19 protein-coding genes are annotated in these 19,673 nt (G+C 72.2%); 6 read left to right on the top strand and 13 right to left on the bottom strand.

Annotation, left to right across the window (positions count from 1 at the left end):
- Positions 1–98 precede the first annotated feature (98 nt).
- From ACFPCY_RS21545 to ACFPCY_RS21535, 3 genes are all read right to left on the bottom strand, one after another.
- Positions 99–866: a dienelactone hydrolase family protein gene (locus ACFPCY_RS21545; RefSeq protein WP_378257829.1), complete on the bottom strand. Its 768-nt coding sequence runs from the start codon at positions 864–866 to the stop codon at positions 99–101.
- Between the two features lie 61 nt (positions 867–927).
- Positions 928–2,475, bottom strand: coding sequence for an acyl-CoA synthetase (locus ACFPCY_RS21540; RefSeq protein WP_378257827.1), 1,548 nt, complete (start codon positions 2,473–2,475; stop codon positions 928–930).
- 47 nt (positions 2,476–2,522) lie between these two features.
- Positions 2,523–2,756 (bottom strand): DUF397 domain-containing protein, encoded by a 234-nt coding sequence (locus ACFPCY_RS21535; RefSeq protein ID WP_378257825.1) that lies wholly within the window; start codon positions 2,754–2,756, stop codon positions 2,523–2,525.
- Between the two features lie 228 nt (positions 2,757–2,984).
- On the opposite strand from ACFPCY_RS21535, the gene ACFPCY_RS21530 reads away from it, so the two are divergent.
- Positions 2,985–3,593: an ATP-binding protein gene (locus ACFPCY_RS21530; protein WP_378257824.1), complete on the top strand. Its 609-nt coding sequence runs from the start codon at positions 2,985–2,987 to the stop codon at positions 3,591–3,593.
- 300 nt (positions 3,594–3,893) lie between these two features.
- Here ACFPCY_RS21530 and ACFPCY_RS21525 read toward each other — a convergent pair whose 3' ends face one another.
- Positions 3,894–5,312 carry an alpha,alpha-trehalose-phosphate synthase (UDP-forming) gene (locus tag ACFPCY_RS21525; protein WP_378257823.1) on the bottom strand — a complete coding sequence of 473 codons (1,419 nt, stop codon included), beginning with the start codon at positions 5,310–5,312 and terminating at the stop codon, positions 3,894–3,896.
- A gap of 261 nt (positions 5,313–5,573) precedes the next feature.
- Complete coding sequence (locus ACFPCY_RS21520) at positions 5,574–6,041, bottom strand: DoxX family protein (RefSeq protein ID WP_378257821.1); 468 nt, start codon at positions 6,039–6,041, stop codon at positions 5,574–5,576.
- 116 nt (positions 6,042–6,157) lie between these two features.
- Between ACFPCY_RS21520 and ACFPCY_RS21515 the strand changes: the two genes are divergently transcribed.
- Positions 6,158–6,682: a MarR family winged helix-turn-helix transcriptional regulator gene (locus ACFPCY_RS21515; protein ID WP_378257819.1), complete on the top strand. Its 525-nt coding sequence runs from the start codon at positions 6,158–6,160 to the stop codon at positions 6,680–6,682.
- Between the two features lie 88 nt (positions 6,683–6,770).
- On the opposite strand, the gene ACFPCY_RS21510 is transcribed toward ACFPCY_RS21515, so the two are convergent.
- The 5 genes from ACFPCY_RS21510 to ACFPCY_RS21490 form a co-directional block, all read right to left on the bottom strand.
- Positions 6,771–7,289 carry a YbaK/EbsC family protein gene (locus ACFPCY_RS21510; RefSeq protein WP_378257817.1) on the bottom strand — a complete coding sequence of 173 codons (519 nt, stop codon included), beginning with the start codon at positions 7,287–7,289 and terminating at the stop codon, positions 6,771–6,773.
- A 115-nt stretch (positions 7,290–7,404) separates the two neighbouring features.
- Positions 7,405–8,055, bottom strand: a complete 651-nt coding sequence (locus ACFPCY_RS21505) for a response regulator (RefSeq protein WP_378257816.1) — start codon at positions 8,053–8,055, stop codon at positions 7,405–7,407.
- On the bottom strand, positions 8,046–9,152 hold the full coding sequence (locus tag ACFPCY_RS21500; protein WP_378257814.1) for a sensor histidine kinase: 1,107 nt from the start codon (positions 9,150–9,152) through the stop codon (positions 8,046–8,048). Before ACFPCY_RS21500 ends, ACFPCY_RS21505 begins: the two co-directional genes overlap by 10 nt.
- Positions 9,149–9,970 (bottom strand): DedA family protein, encoded by an 822-nt coding sequence (locus tag ACFPCY_RS21495; RefSeq protein ID WP_378257812.1) that lies wholly within the window; start codon positions 9,968–9,970, stop codon positions 9,149–9,151. The genes ACFPCY_RS21500 and ACFPCY_RS21495 overlap by 4 nt, the downstream gene beginning before the upstream one ends.
- A 98-nt stretch (positions 9,971–10,068) precedes the next feature.
- Positions 10,069–10,866 (bottom strand): DUF885 domain-containing protein, encoded by a 798-nt coding sequence (locus ACFPCY_RS21490; RefSeq protein WP_378257810.1) that lies wholly within the window; start codon positions 10,864–10,866, stop codon positions 10,069–10,071.
- Positions 10,867–11,083: 217 nt separating this feature from the next.
- On the opposite strand from ACFPCY_RS21490, the gene ACFPCY_RS21485 reads away from it, so the two are divergent.
- Positions 11,084–11,578, top strand: coding sequence for a hypothetical protein (locus tag ACFPCY_RS21485; RefSeq protein WP_378257809.1), 495 nt, complete (start codon positions 11,084–11,086; stop codon positions 11,576–11,578).
- Positions 11,579–11,639: 61 nt separating this feature from the next.
- Here ACFPCY_RS21485 and ACFPCY_RS21480 read toward each other — a convergent pair whose 3' ends face one another.
- Together ACFPCY_RS21480 and ACFPCY_RS21475 are read right to left on the bottom strand one after the other, a co-directional pair.
- Positions 11,640–13,859 (bottom strand): molybdopterin-dependent oxidoreductase, encoded by a 2,220-nt coding sequence (locus ACFPCY_RS21480; protein ID WP_378257808.1) that lies wholly within the window; start codon positions 13,857–13,859, stop codon positions 11,640–11,642.
- 19 nt (positions 13,860–13,878) lie between these two features.
- Positions 13,879–14,457, bottom strand: coding sequence for a MarR family winged helix-turn-helix transcriptional regulator (locus tag ACFPCY_RS21475; RefSeq protein ID WP_378257806.1), 579 nt, complete (start codon positions 14,455–14,457; stop codon positions 13,879–13,881).
- Between the two features lie 59 nt (positions 14,458–14,516).
- Between ACFPCY_RS21475 and ACFPCY_RS21470 the strand changes: the two genes are divergently transcribed.
- From ACFPCY_RS21470 to ACFPCY_RS21460, 3 genes are all read left to right on the top strand, one after another.
- Entirely contained in the window at positions 14,517–15,548 is a 1,032-nt protein-coding gene (locus tag ACFPCY_RS21470) for a hypothetical protein (RefSeq protein WP_378257804.1), read from the top strand.
- A gap of 170 nt (positions 15,549–15,718) precedes the next feature.
- Positions 15,719–15,973, top strand: coding sequence for a hypothetical protein (locus ACFPCY_RS21465; RefSeq protein ID WP_378257802.1), 255 nt, complete (start codon positions 15,719–15,721; stop codon positions 15,971–15,973).
- 222 nt (positions 15,974–16,195) lie between these two features.
- Positions 16,196–18,178 (top strand): N-6 DNA methylase, encoded by a 1,983-nt coding sequence (locus ACFPCY_RS21460; RefSeq protein ID WP_378257800.1) that lies wholly within the window; start codon positions 16,196–16,198, stop codon positions 18,176–18,178.
- Positions 18,179–18,189: 11 nt separating this feature from the next.
- On the opposite strand, the gene ACFPCY_RS21455 is transcribed toward ACFPCY_RS21460, so the two are convergent.
- Positions 18,190–19,635 carry a serine/threonine protein kinase gene (locus ACFPCY_RS21455; RefSeq protein ID WP_378257799.1) on the bottom strand — a complete coding sequence of 482 codons (1,446 nt, stop codon included), beginning with the start codon at positions 19,633–19,635 and terminating at the stop codon, positions 18,190–18,192.
- Positions 19,636–19,673 lie beyond the last annotated feature (38 nt).

Genomic DNA, 19,673 nt, shown 5'->3' with positions numbered 1-19,673 from the left:
GTCCGGAAGGGACGCCCCGGCGTCCGGTCCCCCTCACACGGACCGGACGCCGGGGCGTCCCGCGTTTCCAGGGTCCGGACGGCCCGCCGGTCAGTCGGTCAGTCGGTCAGTTCGGCGGCGAACAGGTCGCGCACGCGCGCCCAGGAGTCCTCGGCGGCGGCCTTGTCGAACATCTCGCGTCCGGGGAAGAAGAAGGCGTGCTTCGCCCCCGGGTAGACGATCGACTCGTAGTTCGCTCCGGCGGCGGTGAGCCCCTCGTCGATCCGCTGCCGCTGCTCGGCGTCGATGACGTGGTCGAGTTCGGCCCAGAACAGCAGGACGCGTCCGCCGCCGTCCGCGAGGTCCTGCGCGCAGGCGTCCAGCAGGGGTTCGGGACGGCTCAGCGCGGTTCCGGCGACGGGCAGCCAGCCCGGGTAGTAGAGCGCGGCGGCGGACAGGCCCAGGCGGCTCATGACGAAGAACGCGATGTGGCCGCCGAGGCTGAAGCCGAGCACGCCCGCCTTCGGACCGCCGTTCGCCTCCACGCGCGCGTACTTGAGCGCGGTGTCGAAATCGGCCGTGACGCCGTGCCGCGTCAACTGCCCGATCATCTCGAAGCCGCGGCGCCGGTTCGCGTCGGTCTCCTCCATTCCGGACGCGCCCTCGGTGCCGGAACGGTGGTAGACGTCCGGGGCGATCGCGACGTAACCGAGCGCCGCCACCTCCCGGACCATGGCGCGGACCTCCTCGGTCAGCCCCCAGAGTTCGGATCCCACGAGGACGACCGGACGCGTCCGGTGGTCGTCGGGACGGGCCACGTATGCCGTCATCGGGCCGGAGTCGCCGACCTCGATCTCAACCTGTCGGGTGGCGATTTCTTGAGACATGGGTGAATCATGCTGTGCGGGAGCGGCCCACCGCACTCGCATTCCGGGATGAAGGCGCGCTTCACGCCGTCGGGGCGTGAGCCTTCCAGTACTCGTCCTTCAGCAGGCGCTTGAGGAGCTTGCCGGTGGGGTGGCGCGGCAGTTCGGCGCGGAAGTCGACCGAGCGCGGGCACTTGTAGTGGGCGAGGCGCTCGCGGCAGTAGGCGATGAGCTCGGCCTCCAGTTCCGGCCCGGCACGGTCGGGGTCGAGGGGCTGGACGACGGCTTTGACCGCCTCGCCCATCTCCTCGTCCGGGACGCCGATGACGGCCACGTCGGCGACCTCCGGGTGGACGGCCAGGACGTTCTCCGCCTCCTGCGGGTAGATGTTCACCCCGCCGCTGATGATCATGTAGGAGCGGCGGTCGGTGAGGTGGAGGAAGCCGTCGGCGTCCACGTGGCCGACGTCGCCCAGGGTCGTCCAGCCGTGGCCCCACGGGTCGCGGGACGCGGCGGTCTTCGCGGGGTCGCCGTGGTACTCGAACGACGAGCCGGACGCGAAGTACAGCGTGCCGTCCTTCCCGGGCGGGAGCTCGTTGCCGTCCTCGTCGCACACGTGCACCTCGCCGAGCAGCGGACGCCCGACGGTGCCCTTGTGGGCGAGCCAGTCCGACGGGCTCGCGTAGACGAAGCAGTTGCCCTCCGTCCCGGCGTAGTACTCGTGCAGGATCGGGCCCCACCAGTCGAGCATGCGCTCCTTGACCGGGACGGGGCAGGGCGCCGCGGCGTGGACGGCGTGCTTCAGCGACGACAGGTCGTACCGGGCGCGCACCTCTTCGGGCAGCTTCAGCATGCGGATGAACATGGTCGGCACCCACTGGCTGTGCGTGACGCCGTAACGCTCGATCGCCGCGAGCGCCGCCTCCGGATCGAACTTCTCCATCACGACGACGGTCGAACCGCAGCGATGGAAGTTCATGCTGTAGCGCAGCGGCGCCGCGTGGTACAGCGGCGCGGGAGACAGGTACACCGAGTCGGCGTCCGGCTGGAAGAGCAGCGTGATCAGCTGGTACAGCGCGGACGGGGTGCCCATCGGCGCGAGCGTCAGGGGGGTCTTGACGCCTTTGGGGCGTCCGGTGGTGCCGGACGAGTACAGCATGTCCGCGCCCTCGAACTCCTCGGGGAGCGGCGTCGGCGGATGCTCGGCGACGCGTTCCTCATAGGAGTCGAAGCCGGGCGCGGTGCCGTCCAGCATGAGCTTCAGCGTGACGTCGGGGATCCGCTCGGGCGGGACGGCGGCGGCGCGGTCGGCGAGGGCGGCGCTCGTGATGAACGCCTTCGCCTCGCAGTTGTCGACGATGTAGGCCAGCTCGTCCGGCTGGAGGCGGGAGCTGACGGCGGTGTAGTGCAGGCCGGAGCGCTGCGCGGCCCAGGCGACCGCGAGGAACAGCGGATGGTTCTCCAGCATGAAGGCGAGGTGGTCGCCGGGGCGGAGTCCGGCGGCGGCGAGCAGCCGGGCCAGCCGGTTGGACGCCTCGTCCAGCTCCCCGAAGGTGACGACCCGTCCGGAGCCCGCCATGATCACGGCGGGCTTGCCGGGGGTCTGCGCGGCGATCTGCCCCAGGTGCATGCCACCGCACGGTACCCGGACCGGACGTCGAATGGAACGCGGTTCGGTCAGACGAGCATGTGGTCGAAGTCCCCGTCCTTGGCCCCGCCGACGAAGGCCTCCACCTCCGCGCGCGTGTACACGAGGATCGGCCCCTCGGGGTAGCGGGAGTTGCGGACCGCGATGTCCCCCGTGGGCAGCTCCGCCAGCTCGACGCAGTTGCCGTTCGGATTGCTGCGACGGCTCTTCTGCCAGACGAGCCGGTCGTCGCGCGAGACGGTCGGCATGTCGTCGCCGTCCATCGTGTGCCCCCTTGCTGGAGTTCGTGGCCCGCCGCCGGGGCGGGCCGGAGAGTGTCCCCGCTCCCGGCTCCGATCGGGCCCCGGCAGCGATGATACGAAATGCACGTGCATCTGGTTGTGCGTATGGCCATGCATTCGTGCTTGCAAACGGTCTTGCATCTGCACGACGTGAGGAGCAAGATAGCGAACGCTCGCACCCGTCCCGCCCGCACGCCCCGGGGGTTGCCAATGTTCGTTGACCAGGCCGACGACCTCGCGGCTACCGTCGAGCGGGGCCGGCGCCCCCTGGACCTCCCGTTCGCCGGCCCGGACCTCGGCGCGCCGGACGGCGCCGCCGCCGGGGACACGGTCTCCTCGCTGCCCGGCCACCGGGATGCCACCGCCGCGACAGGGTTCGCCGGCCTCTGGCCGACGCCGCACGAGGGCAGCCCGCGCACCGCGCGGACGGTCCTGCCCGCCGACCCGACCGCGCCCCGCGCGGCCCGCGCGTTCGCGCGCGGGACGATCGCCGAATGGGGCCTGCCCGGTGACGGTTCCGACATCCTCGTCGCGGTGTCCGAACTCGTCACCAACGCCCTCCGTCATGGGATGGAGACGTCCCTAAACCAGGTTCAGTCGCGTCCCATACAGCTCGTGCTGCTCGGTCACCCGCGCCGTCTGGTCGTCACGGTGACCGACCCCGGCGGCAGCAGGCCCGCCGTCGCGCGCCCCGAGGACACCTTCAGCGAGGACGGCCGCGGCCTCCTCGTCGTCGCCGGGATCAGCGACGCCTGGGGCTGGGCGCCGCTCAGCACCGGCGGCAAGGCCGTCTGGGCCGCCTTCGACCTGACCTCCTGACCCTCGGGCCGAGCCTCCCCGCTCCGCCGGGACGACAAGGACGTGCCGTCCCTACCCGCACGGCACGTCCCAAACAAGCGCCACGTCAGCGAGTCAGGCCCCAGTCATGCGGGTCAACCTCGTCCGCCCCGAGTCAAGGCCCACTTCGGGCACCCGGCACAGCACTGACGCGCAGTCCAGGTCTTGTCCGGCGCCCGCTGCCATCCGGCCAACCAGCGTCGCGGCACACAAGAACGCGCCGTGCGGCGCTGGAGCGTCGCACGGCGCGTGATTGTTGAGCAGCGGCTTCTTGAGCCGAGGTCAGACGGCTTCGCGCCCCATGGCCGCGGGAGGCGACGGCTCCTCCAGGGAGGCCAGGAAGTCGCGCGCCCAGCGGTCCACGTCGTGTTCCAGGACGCGGCGGCGCATCGCGCGCATCCGGCGCCCCTGCTCGGCGGGATGGTCGCGCAGGGCGTCCAGCAGGGACTTCTTCAGGCCGTCGATGTCGTACGGGTTGACCTGGTAGGCGCGCTTGAGTTCGGCCGCGGCACCGGCGAATTCACTCAGGACCAGGGCACCGCCCAAGTCTTCACGGCACGCGACGTACTCCTTGGCGACGAGGTTCATGCCGTCCCGCAGGGGCGTGACGACCATGACGTCGGCGGCGAGGTAGAGGGCGGCGAGTTCGGCCCTGTCGTAGGACGTGTGCAGGTAGTGGATGACGGGCGTGCCGAGCTCGCCGTGCTCGCCGTTGATGTGGCCGACCTGCTGCTCGATCTGGTCGCGGAGCAGCTGGTACTGCTCGACGCGCTCGCGGCTGGGCGTGGCGATCTGGATGAACACGGCCTCGCCGGGACGCAGCTCGCCGTCCCGGAACAGCTCGCCGAACGCCTCCAGGCGCTGCGTGATGCCCTTGGTGTAGTCGAGCCGGTCGACGCCGAGCAGCAGCCGGGCGTCGCCGAAGTCCTCGCGGATCTCGGCGGCGCGGCGGCGGACGCCCGGGTCCTCGGTGAGCTTCTGCAGCTCCTCGGCGTCCACCGAGATCGGGAACGCGCGGGCCCGGACGGTGCGGCCGTCCCAGAACACGTCCTGCTTGAAGGTGCGCGCGTCGAGCAGCCGGCGGCACAGCCGGACGAAGTTCTGGGCCGCGCCGGGCAACTGGAAGCCCACCAGGTCCGCGCCGAGCAGCCCTTCGAGGATCTGCCGCCGCCACGGCAGCTGCCAGAACAGCTCCAGCGGCGGGAACGGGATGTGCAGGAAGAACCCGATGCGCAGGTCCGGCCGGAGGCGCCGCAGCATCGCCGGGACGAGCTGGAGCTGGTAGTCCTGCACCCAGACCATCGCCCCCTTGGCGGCGACGTCGGCGGCCACCTCGGCGAAGCGCTCGTTGACGCGCACGTAGGCGTCCCACATCGCCCGGTCGTAGACGGGCGGCGCGACGACGTCGTGGTACAGCGGCCACAGCGTCGCGTTGGAGAACCCCTCGTAGTACAGCTCCACGTCCTCGGCGGACTGGTGGACGGGCACCAGCGACATGCCGTCCTCCTCGAACGGCTCCAGCCGCTCGTCGGGCGCACCGGCCCAGCCGATCCACGTCCCGTGCCTGCGACGCATCAGCGGCGCGATGGCGCTGACCAGTCCGCCCGGGCTGCGCCGCCAGGACGGCTCCCCGTCCTCGCCGACGACCCGGTCCACGGGAAGGCGGTTGGCCACCACAACGAAGTCACTAGCGCGCGACACCCCACGACCTGCCTTTCCAGCTCCAGCGTGATCACCTGAGCTCTACCCCTCCGGGAACGGAACACGCGGGCACATGATCACAAGATGGCATCATACGGGTCTCTACCTGGCCGTTCTTCACCTGCCCGTTCTTCGCACGGCGCGACGGGAGCCCGGTACCGACCCCCGCCGATCGGTACCGGGCTCCCGCCTTCTGTCGCTTTCCGTCCCGGAGCGCCCGCACACGCCCCGGGACGGGCCGGCGTCCGTCCCCGGAAGGGATCAGACGTTGACGGCCCGGCGTTCGCGGTCGAGCGCGCCGCCCCTCCTCAGCCCGCCGTCGAGCAGCGCGTCCAGGGAGAGCCTCCCGGGACCGGCGAGGGCCACGAGCAGGGACAGGATCCCGAGCACGAGGACGTACTCGTAGCCGCCCTTCTCGGAGAAGAAGCCGTGGTCGGCGTGCGCGAACCAGAGCGCGCCGGCCATGTCGCCGAACAGCAGCAGGCCGACGAGCGGGGTCAGCACGCCGACGATCAGGAGGATGCCGCCGGCGAGCTCGACCCAGGTCGCGTAGGTCGCGGCCAGGCCGGGCAGCGGGATGCCCATGCCGTCGAACATCTTGGTGACGTTGGCGTGCCCGTACTTGTGGAACTTCTGCCAGCCGTGCGCGACGAACACGACGCCGAGCACGAGGCGGCCGAGCAGCAGCCCGGCATCGGAGAGGGCGGGGATTCTGCGGGACAGGTACACGGGAGCTCCTTCGCGGGGTCGTGCGGGGAAACCTGGCGGGGGGAACAAAAATGTTCAAACCTGTACTAACACCCTCGCGGTGATGATTCAAATCTGAACCGAATAGAATCGGATTCATGTTCCACCCCGACCGTTCCGACCGCCCCGGCCCGTCCGGCGAGGCGGGCGCCGGCGAGCCCGCCGGCGGCGCGCCCCTCGAACCGGCCGAACTGCGCGCCTGGAAGGGCTTCCTCGCGGCGTCGCACCTGCTGGAGCAGGAGATCGAGCGGCAGCTCAAGACGGACGGCGAGCTCTCCCACGCCGACTTCGAGATCCTGGTCACGCTGCGCGGCGCGGACGAGCGGCGGCTGCGCATGACCGAGCTCGCGCGCCGCGCGATGGTCTCCAAGAGCCGCCTGACCTACCAGGTCACCCAGCTCGAACAGCGCGGCCTGGTCCGCCGGTCGCCCTGCCCGACCGACCGCCGCGCCGTCTGGGCGCAGCTCACCGCCGAGGGCGAGGACCGGCTCGCCCGCGTCCGGCCCGGCCACCGCCGGCTCGTCCGGCGGCACCTGATCAACGCTCTCTCCGCCGAGGAGCTCGACGTCCTCGGCACGGCCCTCTCCCGCGTCGCCGACAACCTCCGCGCCGGCGGAGGCTGAGCGCGCTCGCGCTTTCGCTTCCCTCGCTTGGGAACGTTCCGTTTCGCCCGCCGGGAAATTCCGCCGCCGTTTCGCGCGGCGAGGCTCCTCACTGGGCCAGCGGGATGACCTCCGCGCCCGGCAGGGCGGCCAGGGACTTGCCGGGGACGAGGAGCTTGGACCCGCGCACTCCCCCGCCGATCACGACCTCGGCGGCCTCGGCGACGGCGGCGTCCACCAGGATCGGCCAGTCCGCGGGCAGGCCGACGGGGGTGATCCCGCCGTACTCCATGCCGGTCAGGGACGTCGCCTCCGCCATCGGCGCGAAGGACGCCTTGCGCGCGCCGAGGTGCTTGCGCACGACGCCGTTCACGTCCGCCCGGTCGGTCGCGAGGACCATGCACGCCGCGTAGCTCACCTCGCCGCCGCGCTTCGCCGCGACGACCACGCAGTTCGCGCTGATCTCCAGCGGCACGCCGTAGCGCTCGCAGAACGCGGCGGTGTCGGCCAGCTCCGGGTCGATCTCGGCGACGCGCGCGCCCGCGACGTCCGCGATGGCCGCCGCGACGGGGCCGGCCAGCAGATCGGGACGCTCCGTCGCCGGAATCCAGTCGAGCTTGTCCGTCATGCCGTACTCCTCCGTCGATCGATTCATCTCTTCGCCGCGCGGCACTGCGCTGCGGCGCCGCGCCGCGTCGGCCGCTCGCCGGACGCCAGCTTGCCATGATCGTCGGGTCGGCGGGTCATGCTCCGAGGTGGCGCAGGACGGCCAGGACGCGGCGGCTGTAGCCGGACGCCCCGTCCAGTCCCAGCTTGCCGAAGATCGCGTTGGCGTGCTTCTCGACGGCGCTCTGCGAGACGTGCAGGCGTCCGGCGATCGCGGCGTTGGTGAGGCCCTCGGCCATCGCGGCGAGGACCTCCCGCTCGCGCGGCGTCAGCGCGGCGAGCGGATCGGCGCGCTCGCGGTCCGCGCCCGCCAGCAGCCGCCGGACGACCTCCGGGTCGAACGCCGCGCCGCCCGCGTGCACGCGGTCGAGCGCGTCGAGGAACTCGTCCACCTGCGCGACGCGGTCCTTCAGCAGGTAGCCGACACCGCTCGCGCTGGACGTGAGCAGTTCGGTGGCGAACCGGCGCTCGACGTACTGCGACAGGACGAGCACCCCGACATCGGGACGGGTCCGGCGCAGCTCGAGCGCGGCGCGGAGTCCCTCGTCGGTGTGCGTCGGCGGCATCCGGACGTCCACGACGACCACGTCCGGCGGGTCGGCGGCGACGGCCGCGAGCAGCGCGTCGGCGTCCCCGACCGCCGCGGCGACCTCGTGCCCCTCCTCGGCGAGCAGGCGCACCAGGCCCTCGCGGAGCAGCGCGGAGTCCTCGGCCAGCATCACCCGCACGGCAGCTCCGCGGTGATCTCGGTGGGGCCGCCGGGCGGGCTGACCACGCGGAACGTCCCGTCGAGCGCCGCGGCGCGGCGGGCGAGGCCGCGCAGCCCGCCCCCGGACGGCTCGGCGCCGCCCGTCCCGTCGTCGATGATCGTCACGGACAGGATTCTGCCGTCCCCGGCGACCCGCACCGCCACCCGCGACGCCCCGGCGTGCTTCGCCGCGTTCGTCACGGCCTCGCAGACCACGAAGTACGCGGCCGTCTCCACCTCGCGGGGCGGACGGTCCGGGCCGTCCAGCCGGACGTCCAGATCCACCGGTAGCGGGGCGCGTTCGGCGACCGCCTCCAGCGCCGAGCCGAGCCCCTCTGAGTCGAGCGCGGAAGGGAACACCCGCCAGGACGTCTCGCGCAGATCCGCGAGGGCGAGCCGCGACGCGTCGTGGGCCTGCCGCAGCAGGTCACGGGCGCGGTCGGGGTCGTCCGCGCGGCGGGCGCGGCCGATGAGCATGCCGAGCGCGACGAGCCGCTGCTGGACGCCGTCGTGCAGGTCGCGTTCGATGCGCCGGCGCTCGTCGTCCACGGCGGCGACGACCTCGGCGCGGCTCGCGGCCAGCTCGGCGACGCGCCGCCGGTAGGCGTCCAGCGGGTCCGGGCCGAGGAACCGCGCGGCGAGCCGCCGCTCCATCGCGGCGACGCCGACGAGCCCCTGGACGGCGAGGAAGGCGAGCACGATCCCGGTAACCGCGATGTAGGCGATGATCGCGGGCGAGGGCGGGATGTGGTCCAGGTCCCGCCCGGTGACCCACCATCCGACGGGCAGCCGCACCGCCGTCACGACCCCGATCGCGATGAGGGCCAGGATCACTCCGCCCAGCAGTCCGGCGGGAACCCGGGCGCACAGATAGGCCGCCGCGCGCCGCCGATCGACGCCGACCGGCGTGATCCGCGCGTTCAGGAACGCGTCCACCCTGCGCCGCTCGAGCTCGGCGGACGCCGTGGCGACGCGCGCGCTGAGCAGGGCCGGAGCCACGAGGACGGTGAGCACCGCGGTCACCGTGCCCAGCGCCAGACCCGCGAGCGCGCGGACCAGGGTCGATCCAGACGTCACACGTCCGCCGAAGGGTCGTAGCGGTCGTCGTGCCGACGGTCGTGGCGAGCGCCGTACCGGGTTTCGTAGCGGTTGTCGTGCGGGGCGGCGTGACCGTGATGGCCGAGGTCCGGGCGCGGGATGTCCGGCCGGGTGAAGTCCGGGCGGTCGTTGCTCATGGCGTGGGCGCCGCGTGCGCGCCGCGCCCGGACGATCCGGACGCCCAGGAAGGCCACGGCCGCCAGCGCGACCGCCGCCAGGACGGCCTTGGAGTAGACGCCGACGGACTCCTCGACCACGTGCCAGTTGTCACCGAGCCAGTATCCGGCCAGCACGAAAACGGTGTTCCACAGGGCGCTGCCCAGGGTCGTGAGCAGCAGGAACGGCCCGAGCGACATCTGCTCCACCCCGGCCGGGACGGAGATCAGGCTGCGGAAGATCGGGATCATCCGGCCGAAGAACACCGCCTTCGCGCCGTGCCGCGCGAACCACGCCTCGGTGCGGTCGAGGTCCTCGACCTTGACGAGCGGGAGCCACGCCGCGACCGCCCGGACCCGGTCGCGTCCGATCGCGCCGCCGACGCCGTAGAGGGCCAGCGCGCCGACCACCGAGCCCAGCGTCGTCCAGACGAGCGCGGCGACCAGGTTCATGTCGCCGCGCGCCGCCGTGAACCCGGCGAGCGGGAGGATCACCTCGCTGGGCAGCGGCGGGAACAGGTTCTCCAGGGCGATCGCGATGCCCGCGCCGGGGGCGCCGAGGCGTTCCATGAGGTCGGTGGCCCAGCCGGTCACGCCGCCGTCGCCGGCGGCCACCGCCGTCCATCCCGTCGTTTCCATCATGACCGTCACGCTAGGAACAACGATTTCGTCCCACCATGAGGTCCACCGTCCGCTTTCGGGTGGTCATCCGGAGGGCCGGCCTGCGGACAACCCCACCTTCACGCGGGCCCGTCGGCCGGGCGCCGCCGGACGGCGCGGCGGCTCTGCGGCAACCGGTCCACGAACCGGCCGAGCCGTTCGGCGGTGCCCTGGAGCGGGCTGACCGTGGCGTTCAGCGTCTCGATCGCGTCCCGCATCTCGATGATCGACTCGGCCAGCGGCCGCAGGCCGTCCACGGTCTGGGCGAGCGGGCCGACGGTGCCGCTGAGCTGCTCCAGGACGGGCACGACCCGGCCCAGCTCGCGCAGGTCGTCCATCGCGGTGGCCAGTTCCTCCAGGACGGGCGCGATGGCCGCGAGCCGTTCGAGGTCGGCGGCGACGGCCGGGATCTGCTCGGCGGCGTCGGCGAGGCGGCCCAGCTCGTCCGCCGCCTCGCCGATCCGGTGCAGCTCGTGCGCGGCCTCGCCGATCCGGTGCAGGGACGAGGCGGATTCGGCGAGCGACTCCAGGCTGACCGCGGCGTCCGCCAGCCGGTCCAGCGACGCGGCGAGGTGCGGCAGCACCGCGACGGCGTCTCCCAGCGAGGTCGCGGCACGCCCGGCGCCGGCCGACACCGCCGCCGCGCCAGCGATCCCCTGCCCGGCGACCTCGATCATCCGCGCGACGAGGCGGGTCGTGCGCTCCGTGCTCCCGGTCCCGATCCCGGCGGCGCGGACGGCGAGGTCGGCGGCCGTGTCGGCGGAGGCGGCGAGGGCGCCCGCGGCCTTCCGCGCCCCGCCGCGGACGACGCCGCTGAGCAGGGGCAACGCGCCGCGCTCTGACGCGGACGGGCGCTGCGGATCCGGCGGACCCGGCATGTGACCTCCTCGGTCGGGAGCTGTCTCGATTGTGCCGTGCCGGGAGGTTACGGACCAAGAAGCGTCGGGTTTCGGACATCGCCCACTCAAGATCCCATTTCCGACTTCCTCGTGATCGACTTTTCCGATAAGACTCTTTCCGATAGCGTTCGCTCGGCTTTGTGAAGTGAATTCATGATCCGACTTCCCCGCGGCACGATCATGAAAGGATTCCGCGATGGTCTTGGCCGTGATCGTGTTCGCCGGCCTGCTGGCGCTGCTGGCCGCGCTGCGCCGTGCGGCGCCGCGTCCGCAACCCGCCGCCACTGCGCGCGAGACCGCTCCCGGCGGGCATCCAGAGTCCCTGACGGCCGAGCTGGAGCCCGGCGAGGAGGAGTACCTCGCCTGGCTCGCCGACCACCACTGGCCCGCCGACGACTACCTCGACCTGGAACAGCAGTGGCGGCACGAGCTCGGCCTGCTCGACCTCTCCGAGGTCCCGCACTGCCCGAGCTGCCTGCTGCGCCGCGAGGACGTGTGGCCCTGCCCGCGCTGCGGCCGGCTGCTGCACTCCTCCTGCGGGCACGGCATGCGCCGCCGCGAGGTGGCCCGGCCGTACCACGCGCTCGGGCTCGGCGACGACCCCGAGGCGGTGGTCGCCGAGTGGATCTGCACCGGCTGCGCCTCGGTGGTGGGTCTGGACGTCGAGAACGACTCCGATCCCCTTTCCTGAACGATCAATACGCAAAGGTAAAGAGTTAGCCAAGAACTGCCGTTTCGGCTTCTGGCGATCACTAATTCTCCGTGTCCGGAACCGGGCGTCCCGATGGCGACACGATGTGCTCGGTGTTCGATTCCCGTCCCACGGCCCCCACCCGCACCGGGATGCCGTTCAAGCGGGCCATTCCGGCAAGTTTCTCCAGGTCGCCGGGGTCGGGCGAGGCCAGGACGTTGACGTTCGCGCCGCCGTTCGCGGTCGCGACGCGCCAGCCGCCGCCCTCGTGGCCCCACCCGTGAGGCACGACCACAACACCGGGCGTGACGTCGTCCGTAATCAGGACGGGCAGCCGGATCGTCCCGTGCGCTGAGGCGATCTCGCAGGGGGCGCCGTCCGTGAGGCCGTAGCGCGCGGCGTCCCGCGGGCTGATCCGGGCGGCTTGCGTACGCGCGCGCATGAGGGACGGCACGTTGTGCATCCACGAGTTGTGCGAGCGCGGCTCGCGGAGGCCGATCAGACGGAGCGGCAGGTCGGCGGGCGCGGGCGGGGCCGTTCGGAGGCGCTCGATCGCGGCGGCGATCTCGTCCGGGGCGAGGTGGACGCGCCGGTCGCGATGGGTGATCCGGCGGCGCAGCCTCCCCGTCGGCTGATGCTCGGCGAGGACGATCCCGTGCGGATTCTTCCGGAGTTTCCGGATACTGAGCCCGCCCGGTCGCAGTCCGAACCAGTCGCCACGCGGGCTCGATCGCAGGAGCGCGTCCATCATCGTGCGCGGTGACGGGCGCAGGCCGAGGCGGCGGGCGGCGCGGTGGGCGAGGCGCTGCGGGGCCAGCGCGCCGATGCCGAGGCCCATCCGCGCGGCGAGCTCGTCGATGATCTCCCACTCCTGGCGGGCCTCGCCGCGCGGCGGGACGACGGCCTCGGTCCACGTGACGTAGGGCGTGAGGTAGTTCTGGAGGAACGGCAGCGGAAAATCCTCGCGTTCGAGGAACGTGGTCGCGGGCAGCACGTAGTCCGCCTTGCGGGCCGTCTCGCCGACGTAGAGATCGACGCAGACGAGCAGGTCGAGCTCGTCCAGCGCGGCGTCGAGCGCGGTCGCGCCCGGGACCGACAGCACCGGGTTGCCCGCCGAGACGATCAGCGCGCGGAGCCGTCCGGGGCCGGGTGTGGTGATCTCGCGGGCCATGATCCCGGCGGGGAACGTGCCGAGCACGTCCGGGAAGCCGCCGACGCGGGACCGCGTGCGGCCGTAGGTGCCGAGCCCGGAAAGTCTGACGATCTCGTCCACCGGCAGCGGCGACTCCCCGAAGATCGCGCCGCCCGGACGGTCGAGGTTTCCGGTCACGGCGTTGACGGCGTCGATGAGGAACGCGACCAGCGTGGCGTGCTGGCCGAGGCAGGTGCCCGTCCGGCCGTACACCACCGCGCGCGGCGCGGCGGCGAGATCATGCGCCAGCTTTCGTGCCGCCTCGGCCGCCACGCCGCTGTTCGGCCCCGTCCGCTCGGGCGGAAAATCCCGGACGAGCCCGCGCAGCGCGGCCAGCCCGGTGACCTGCCGTGAGCACGTGTCGATGTCGGCGAGCCCGTCCTGAAAGATGACGTTGAGCAGGGAGAGCAGCAGCCAGGCGTCGCCGTCCGGCGCGACCGGCAGGTGCTCGAAGGCGCGCGCGGTCTCGGTCCGGCGCGGATCGCCGACGACGACGCGTCCGCCCCGCTTCACGATCGCGTTGAGCCGCTCCCGGATGCGCGGCACGCTGACCAGGCTGCCGTGCGACACGAGCGGGTTCGCGCCGAGCATCAGCAGGAAATCGGTCCGCTCGATATCGGGCAGCGGGACAAGGTGCGGCGCGCCATAGAGCAGGGCACTCGCGGCGAACCGGCTGTTAGTGTCCTGGGAGCCTGCCGAATACAAATGCGGCGAGCCGAGCGCGCGCATGAAACCGTTGAGCCACAGCGGATGCGAGTACGAGAACGTGGCCGGGTTGCCGAAGTACCAGCCGATCGAGTCGCCTCCGTGCGCACGGCGCAGCGCGTCCAGCCGCCGGGCGATGTCGCTCAGGGCGTCGTCCCAGGTCACCCGCTCGAACCCGCCGTCCGGTGTGCGGCGCAGCGGATGGACGACCCGGTCCGGATCGTTCTGCACCTCGGTCATCGCGATGCCCTTCGGGCAGGCGAAGCCCCGCGACAGCGGATGCTCCCGGTCGGCGCGGAGCGCGGTCACGACGCCGCCCTCGACGGTCGCCGTCAGGCCGCAGAGCGGCTCGCAGATGCGGCAGTAAGTAACTGCTTTCGCCATGGGGACGATTCTGCCCGCTTCACTCCTCCGCGTCGTTGTACCTGACCAGATATCCGGCGAACCGGGCGAGATCGTCGTCCGACCAGTCGCGCAGCCGCTCGGTGATCGCCTCGTGCCGGCGCCGCACGGCCTCGTCCAGCAGCGCACGCCCGGCCTCGGTCGGCACGAGCCGCTGCCCACGCCCGCCCGCCCGGCCACCGCCACCCGCGCCCACCCGGTCACCGCCGCCGCCCGCCCGGTCACCGGCCCCGCCAGCCCGGTCACCGTCGCCCTCCGCCTGGTCCCCGTGCCCGCTCGCCTGGTCACCGCGTCCGCCGGTCCGCTCGGCGCGCTCGACCAGCCCGAGCCGCTCCAGCGCGGCGACCTGGCGGCTGACCGTGGACTTGTCCAGCAGGAAGTACTCGGCAAGATCGATCGCCCGGCATCCGCCGGTGTCGTTCAGGTGGCTGAGCAGGCTGTAGGCGACCAGCGAGAGCTCCGGATGGGACCGGCCGGCGATCGCCCGCGCGCGCCTGGCCAGCGCCGTCAGCTCCCAGCGGATCGTCTCGAGGGCGTCGTCCCGGGTGTGCTCGTCATCACGTTCCGTCACCGCGTCCATGGTTGTATAGTACAACTTAGTCGTAGTTGTATTTTACAACTCACCCGGACGGGAGGACCATGACGAGCTCCGCCGACACCCGCGCCACGCTGCGCCATCTCTTCGGCCACCTGTTCGTCCCGCTGATCATGTGCATCGGGATGGGCTTCGCGTACCTCGGCGCGTTCCACCAGCCGGAGCCGCACGAGCTGAGGGTCGCGGTCGTCGGCGGCGGCCCGCAGACCCAGGTCCTCGCCCAGACGCTGAAGGACAAGGCGGGCGACGCCCTCGACGTCCGGACCGTCCCGTCCCGCGACGCCGCGACCGCGCAGCTCATGGACCAGAAGATCTTCGGCGCCTACGTCCCCGGCTCCCCGGAGCTGCTGGTCGCCACCGCGGGCTCCGACACCACCGCGACCGCCGTCCAGAAGGTCTTCACCGACGTCGCGTCCACCCAGCACGCCCCGCTGAAGGTCACCGACGTCGCGCCGCCCGCCAAGGGCGACCCCACGGCGCAGGGGCTGTTCTTCCTGCTCGTCGCGCTGAGCATCGGCTCCTACACCTCGGTCGCCGCGATCGGCGGCGCGGGCGCGCCCCTGCCGATGCGCCTGCGCGCCCTCATCGCCGTCGGGACGGGCGCGATCGTCAGCGCCATCGGCACCCTCTTCGCGGGCCCGGTCTTCCACCTCGTCGACCACGACCTGCCCGCCGTGTTCGGGATGTCCTTCCTGTACTCGACCGGCATCCTGCTGATCGGCGTCGGCCTGCACACCTTCCTCAAGCGCTTCACGATGCTGGCGATGATGGTCCTGTTCGTGATGCTGAACTTCACCACCGCCGGCGGCGTCTTCCGCCCCGAGCTCCAGAACGGCTTCTTCGCCTCGCTCCACTCGTTCTGGACGGGCGCCGGCTTCGTCGAAGGCGTCCGGAGCTTCGTCTACTTCGACAACCACAACCTCGGCGCCCACATCCTCACCCTCGCCCTGTGGCTCACGGCGGGCGCGGTCCTGATCAGCCTCGCGGCCCTGCACGAATCCCGCACCCGCACGCCCGTCCCCGTCCCGACCCACGAGGACCTGGAACAGGAACTCGAAGAGGCCGTCCCGGCCTGACGATCACCGGCCCCCGAGCCCCGCTCGGGGGCCGCGGCATGGTCCGAGCCCGGTGAAACTTCGCAAGATCCCTTCCCTGCACGCGGCATGTCGTCCGAGCGCCCGATAGATGCGTCTAGTAGCGTTCAACTGTTTTGCTCCTTACGTGCCACCCGGAAGGACGGCAGGGGTTGATCGCAGCAATCGTCCTGGCAGCGCTCGCCGCCCTCTTCGCCACGATCTGCCTGCCGCGCCTCCTGCGCTCCGCACCTCCCCCGCCCGAGACCCGGCCGCCCTACCCCGAGTCCATGACCGCCGAACTCGACCAGGGCGACGAGGAGTACCTGGCCTGGCTCGCCAACGACCTCTGGCCGGACGACGAGTACCTGGAAGAAGACCCCACCCCTCCCCGAGACGAATCCGACGGCGGCCCCATCCCCGCCTGACCCCCTCGCCTCCATCTGGCCTGAGCCCGCCTCAGCGTGCCGTTCCGGCATGCGCGCCAACCCCCTGGCCGTCCTCACCGAGGCCGTAGCCTGGCGCGTGTCGCGGGCCCACCCCCCGGCAGTCTCTCCGCCCCCTCTGAGTAAACTCAGTCAACGGTTGCTCGGCCCACTTCCGGCATGCACGCTGTAGGCGGCGTGACCGGAGCCGCCAGGGGAGGACAGATGCCGAACGTCGGCGGCGATGCCGCCGTGACCGTGACGCTGGCCGAGATCGCTCGCATCGCCGGAGTGGGCAGGGCCGCCGTCAGCAACTGGAGGCGGCGGCACCCCGACTTCCCGGCTCCGACGGGCGGCAGCGACACCAGCCCGCAGTTCTCCCTGGACGAGGTGGAGGCCTGGCTTCGGGAGCACGGCCGGCTCCCCGGGACTACCGGCGCGGCGCAACGGTTGTGGCCGAGGTTCGAGGCTCTCGGCGAGCGCGACGTGATGGCTCGGATCCTGGCGGCCGTCGGCAATGAGCTCTCGGGACGGCGGCCAGGTCCCGACCCGCAGGGCGAGCTGAACGAGGCGGAGCTCGCGCTGCTGAGGGACGCGCGGGCTCTGGCCAAGCGCGAAGGCTCCGATGCGACGTTCGCCTACCTGTTTGATCGCTGGCTCGGGACGCACGTCCGGCAGGTTTCCGCCACTCCCCCGCTGCTCGCCGAGCTCATGTGCGAGATCGCGGAGCTCGGCGGTGCCGGGAAGGTAGAGACCGTCCTCGATCCGGCGTGCGGCACCGGTTCGCTGCTGCTCGCGGCGGCCCGGCGTTGGGCGCACGGGTCGCGCCCGTCCCTACTCGGTCAGGAGCTCGACCCCGCTCTGGCCGCCCTCGCCGCGGCACGCGTCGGCGTGCATACCAACGTCGAGGCCCGGATCGAGGCGAGCGACACCCTGCGCCGCGACGCGTTCGAAGACGTGCGGGCCGACGTGGTCCTGTGCAATGTTCCGTCGAACCAGCGCGACTGGGGATACGACGAACTCAGTGCCGATCCCCGCTGGGTGTGGGGGCTGCCGCCGCGAACCGAGTCCGAACTGGCCTGGGTTCAGCACGCGGCGTCCGTACTCGCGGACGCCGGGATCGCGGTGCTCGCGCTGCCCCCGTCCGTGGCCGCACGGCGGGCGGGACGCCGCATCCGCGCGGGACTCCTGCGCTCGGGAGCGCTGCGGGCGGTGGTGGCCCTGCCCGTGGGCTCGGCTCCGCCCTACGCCATCGCACCTCACCTATGGGTGCTGGGCGCCCCCGATCGTCGCGGCGACGCGGCCGTCCTCATGGTGGACGCCTCGGACTGCCGGGTCCGGCCGTCCACCGGCCGCCCGGGGGTGGACTGGGCCGCCGTCGCCCTTCGGGTCCGGCACGCCTGGGACGACGCGGAAACGGCGGAGCGCACCCGACGCGTACCGGTGATCGAGCTGCTGGACGAGGACGTCGATCTGTCTCCCGCCCGGCACCTGCCGTTGGACGCTGAGGAGTACGCCGCCGGGCTGCGCGCGAACTGGTCGGAGTTGACCGACCGCCTGCGGCGTGCCGACGAGCTGCGGCGCACGCTGTCGGGACTCGCGGCCGACCCCGATGCGGCCCCGATCGCGAAGGTGACGATCGGAGAACTGGAACGCGTCGGAGCCCTGCGTGTGCAGGCGAGCGGAACGGTTCCCTCAGACCGTGTCGGCGTGGGCCCGGCCCCGGCGAACGCGGTGCCGGTGCTGACCCCTGAAGGGCTCGCCGCCGGAGACGCGCCGCAGTGGATCGCGCCACCGGAGGACGGGAAGGACGATCTCCTCCTCGCACGGCGCGGCGACGTGATCGTCGTCGGCACGACCCGCGCGTTCGACGCCCGAGTGCACACCGACGAACCCGCGGCCCTGTCGTCACTGCTGCTCGTGCTCCGCGTGGATCCGGACCGGATCGACCCCTGGTTCCTGGCCGGTTGCCTGCGTGCTCCCGGCAACGCCCGGCGTGCCGGAGGCCATGCCTCGACCAGCTCGCGCGTGGATCCACGCAGGCTGTCGGTGCCTCGGCTTCCGATCTCGGAACAGCGACGGCTGGGCGCGGTGTTTCAGCAGCTCGCCGACCTGAACGCCACGCTCGACCACCTGTGCCGGACCGGAGCCGCGCTCGAGGCGACGGTGGGAGCGCTGGCGGCGGAGGGACGCCTCGACGCGCGCTGACCGCTCCGCCGTCACCCGTCCCAACCCCGCTCGGCCAGGTCGATGCGGACCTGTTCGAGGCGTTCGCGCAACCAGGGCGACCGGATGCCGTTCGCGGAGATCTCCTCGGCCACGCTCCGCCACAGTCCTCCGGCCTCGGCGAGCTTCCCCGAGCCCTCCTCCACGAGCATGCACTCGGCGATACCGAGCTGCGCCTCGCACCACAGCACCCTGGCGTCGTGGTCCGGACGGCGGCGCAGTCCCCGCTCCAGCTCGCGGTACAGATGCCCCGCCTCGATGCAACGCCCCTCTTCCCCCGCGCGCAGGGCGTCGGCCCAGCGGAGCTGCCCGAGCGCGACTTCCGGCCGTTTGAATCCCCATCGGCGGCGTGCAGCTACAAGAAGGCGCTCGAAGTGCGGCGGAACGCGGTCGAACTCCTGGGCCCGGATCATCCGGTCGACGTCGGGAACCGCGCGGAGGAACGCATGGCAGTCCTCCGCATCACTCCAGCCGCGCCTCCGCGCAGTCCGGCGCTCGTTCTCCGTCTGCGCGGGCGGTCCCGCCGCAGCGTCACGGAACCGGAGAGTCGGGTCGGGCACGAGTCCGGGCAGCGCGGGAGCGCCGCGTTGCGGAAGATACCGCGCCAGCACCTCCTTGACCTCCTGCCAGCCGGGACGCCGTGAGGGATCGCGTTCGAGGAGTCCGGCCACGAGGTCATCGAGATCCTCGGGCAGATCCGGGAGCACGCTGCGCATGCGGGGCGCGGTCCTGGTGAGCTGTTCGTACTCGATGGCGCCGCGCTCGGTCGCCGTGAAGTGCCGCCGTCCCGTCAGCAGGAGATAGAGCACGCCCCCGAACCCGTACATGTCGGCTTTGACGGTCGTCTCACCTCGGTCCAGCAGCTCGGGAGCCTTGTAGCCGAGTGTTCCCGGGGTCCGGTCCTCGGTGGTGTACCGGGTGGCGTCGGGGTCGGTGTCGAACGCGACGCCGAAGTCGACGAGGAAGACGGCGCCGTCCACGGCGCGCAGGACGATGTTCTGGGGTTTGACATCGCGGTGGACGATCCCCGCCGCGTGGACGCGTTCAAGCGTCTCCGCGAGCTGCATTCCGATGGCGGCCCCCGCCTCGACGGGAATGCCCTTGCGCCAGTCCTGGAGCGGTGTGCCCTCGACGAGCTCCATGACCAGGTAATCCACGCCCTTGTGCACACCGCGTCCGAGCAGTGCCGGGATGCCCTGGCCACCATGGTCCCGAAGCAGGTCGCCCTCACGCCGGAACCGGTGCCGCCACTCGTCCGCCTCGGTCGGCGAGGACGGACCGCAGCCGACCCCGTGCGGATCGAGGCGGTCGTGAATCACCTTGACCAGCGCCGGAGCACCGGTTCGCAGGTCTTCCGCCCGCCACGTCCTGGCCATGCCGCCCGCGAAGTAGGGCGCCTCGATGCGGAACCGACCGCCGATCACCTCATCCGGCTCCATCGCGCTCTCCTGAATTGTCAGCCTCGTCCGGGACGATG

This window comes from Actinomadura gamaensis, assembly GCF_042652125.1.
Lineage (GTDB): Bacteria > Actinomycetota > Actinomycetes > Streptosporangiales > Streptosporangiaceae > Spirillospora > Spirillospora gamaensis.
Note: the sequence above shows the minus strand (reverse complement) of the source record. Positions and strands in the feature narration are given on the sequence as shown.

What these genes read in the sequence shown, in the direction of transcription:
- ACFPCY_RS21470 (WP_378257804.1), top strand. Translation starts at nt 14,517, where the DNA reads ATGACGAGCTCCGCCGACACCCGCGCCACGCTGCGCCATCTCTTCGGC.
- ACFPCY_RS21540 (WP_378257827.1), bottom strand. Translation starts at nt 2,475, where the DNA reads ATGCACCTGGGGCAGATCGCCGCGCAGACCCCCGGCAAGCCCGCCGTG.
- ACFPCY_RS21485 (WP_378257809.1), top strand. Translation starts at nt 11,084, where the DNA reads ATGGTCTTGGCCGTGATCGTGTTCGCCGGCCTGCTGGCGCTGCTGGCC.
- ACFPCY_RS21455 (WP_378257799.1), bottom strand. Translation starts at nt 19,635, where the DNA reads ATGGAGCCGGATGAGGTGATCGGCGGTCGGTTCCGCATCGAGGCGCCC.
- ACFPCY_RS21490 (WP_378257810.1), bottom strand. Translation starts at nt 10,866, where the DNA reads ATGCCGGGTCCGCCGGATCCGCAGCGCCCGTCCGCGTCAGAGCGCGGC.
- ACFPCY_RS21515 (WP_378257819.1), top strand. Translation starts at nt 6,158, where the DNA reads ATGTTCCACCCCGACCGTTCCGACCGCCCCGGCCCGTCCGGCGAGGCG.
- ACFPCY_RS21545 (WP_378257829.1), bottom strand. Translation starts at nt 866, where the DNA reads ATGTCTCAAGAAATCGCCACCCGACAGGTTGAGATCGAGGTCGGCGAC.
- ACFPCY_RS21480 (WP_378257808.1), bottom strand. Translation starts at nt 13,859, where the DNA reads ATGGCGAAAGCAGTTACTTACTGCCGCATCTGCGAGCCGCTCTGCGGC.
- ACFPCY_RS21530 (WP_378257824.1), top strand. Translation starts at nt 2,985, where the DNA reads ATGTTCGTTGACCAGGCCGACGACCTCGCGGCTACCGTCGAGCGGGGC.
- ACFPCY_RS21460 (WP_378257800.1), top strand. Translation starts at nt 16,196, where the DNA reads ATGCCGAACGTCGGCGGCGATGCCGCCGTGACCGTGACGCTGGCCGAG.
- ACFPCY_RS21510 (WP_378257817.1), bottom strand. Translation starts at nt 7,289, where the DNA reads ATGACGGACAAGCTCGACTGGATTCCGGCGACGGAGCGTCCCGATCTG.
- ACFPCY_RS21535 (WP_378257825.1), bottom strand. Translation starts at nt 2,756, where the DNA reads ATGGACGGCGACGACATGCCGACCGTCTCGCGCGACGACCGGCTCGTC.
- ACFPCY_RS21495 (WP_378257812.1), bottom strand. Translation starts at nt 9,970, where the DNA reads ATGATGGAAACGACGGGATGGACGGCGGTGGCCGCCGGCGACGGCGGC.
- ACFPCY_RS21475 (WP_378257806.1), bottom strand. Translation starts at nt 14,457, where the DNA reads ATGGACGCGGTGACGGAACGTGATGACGAGCACACCCGGGACGACGCC.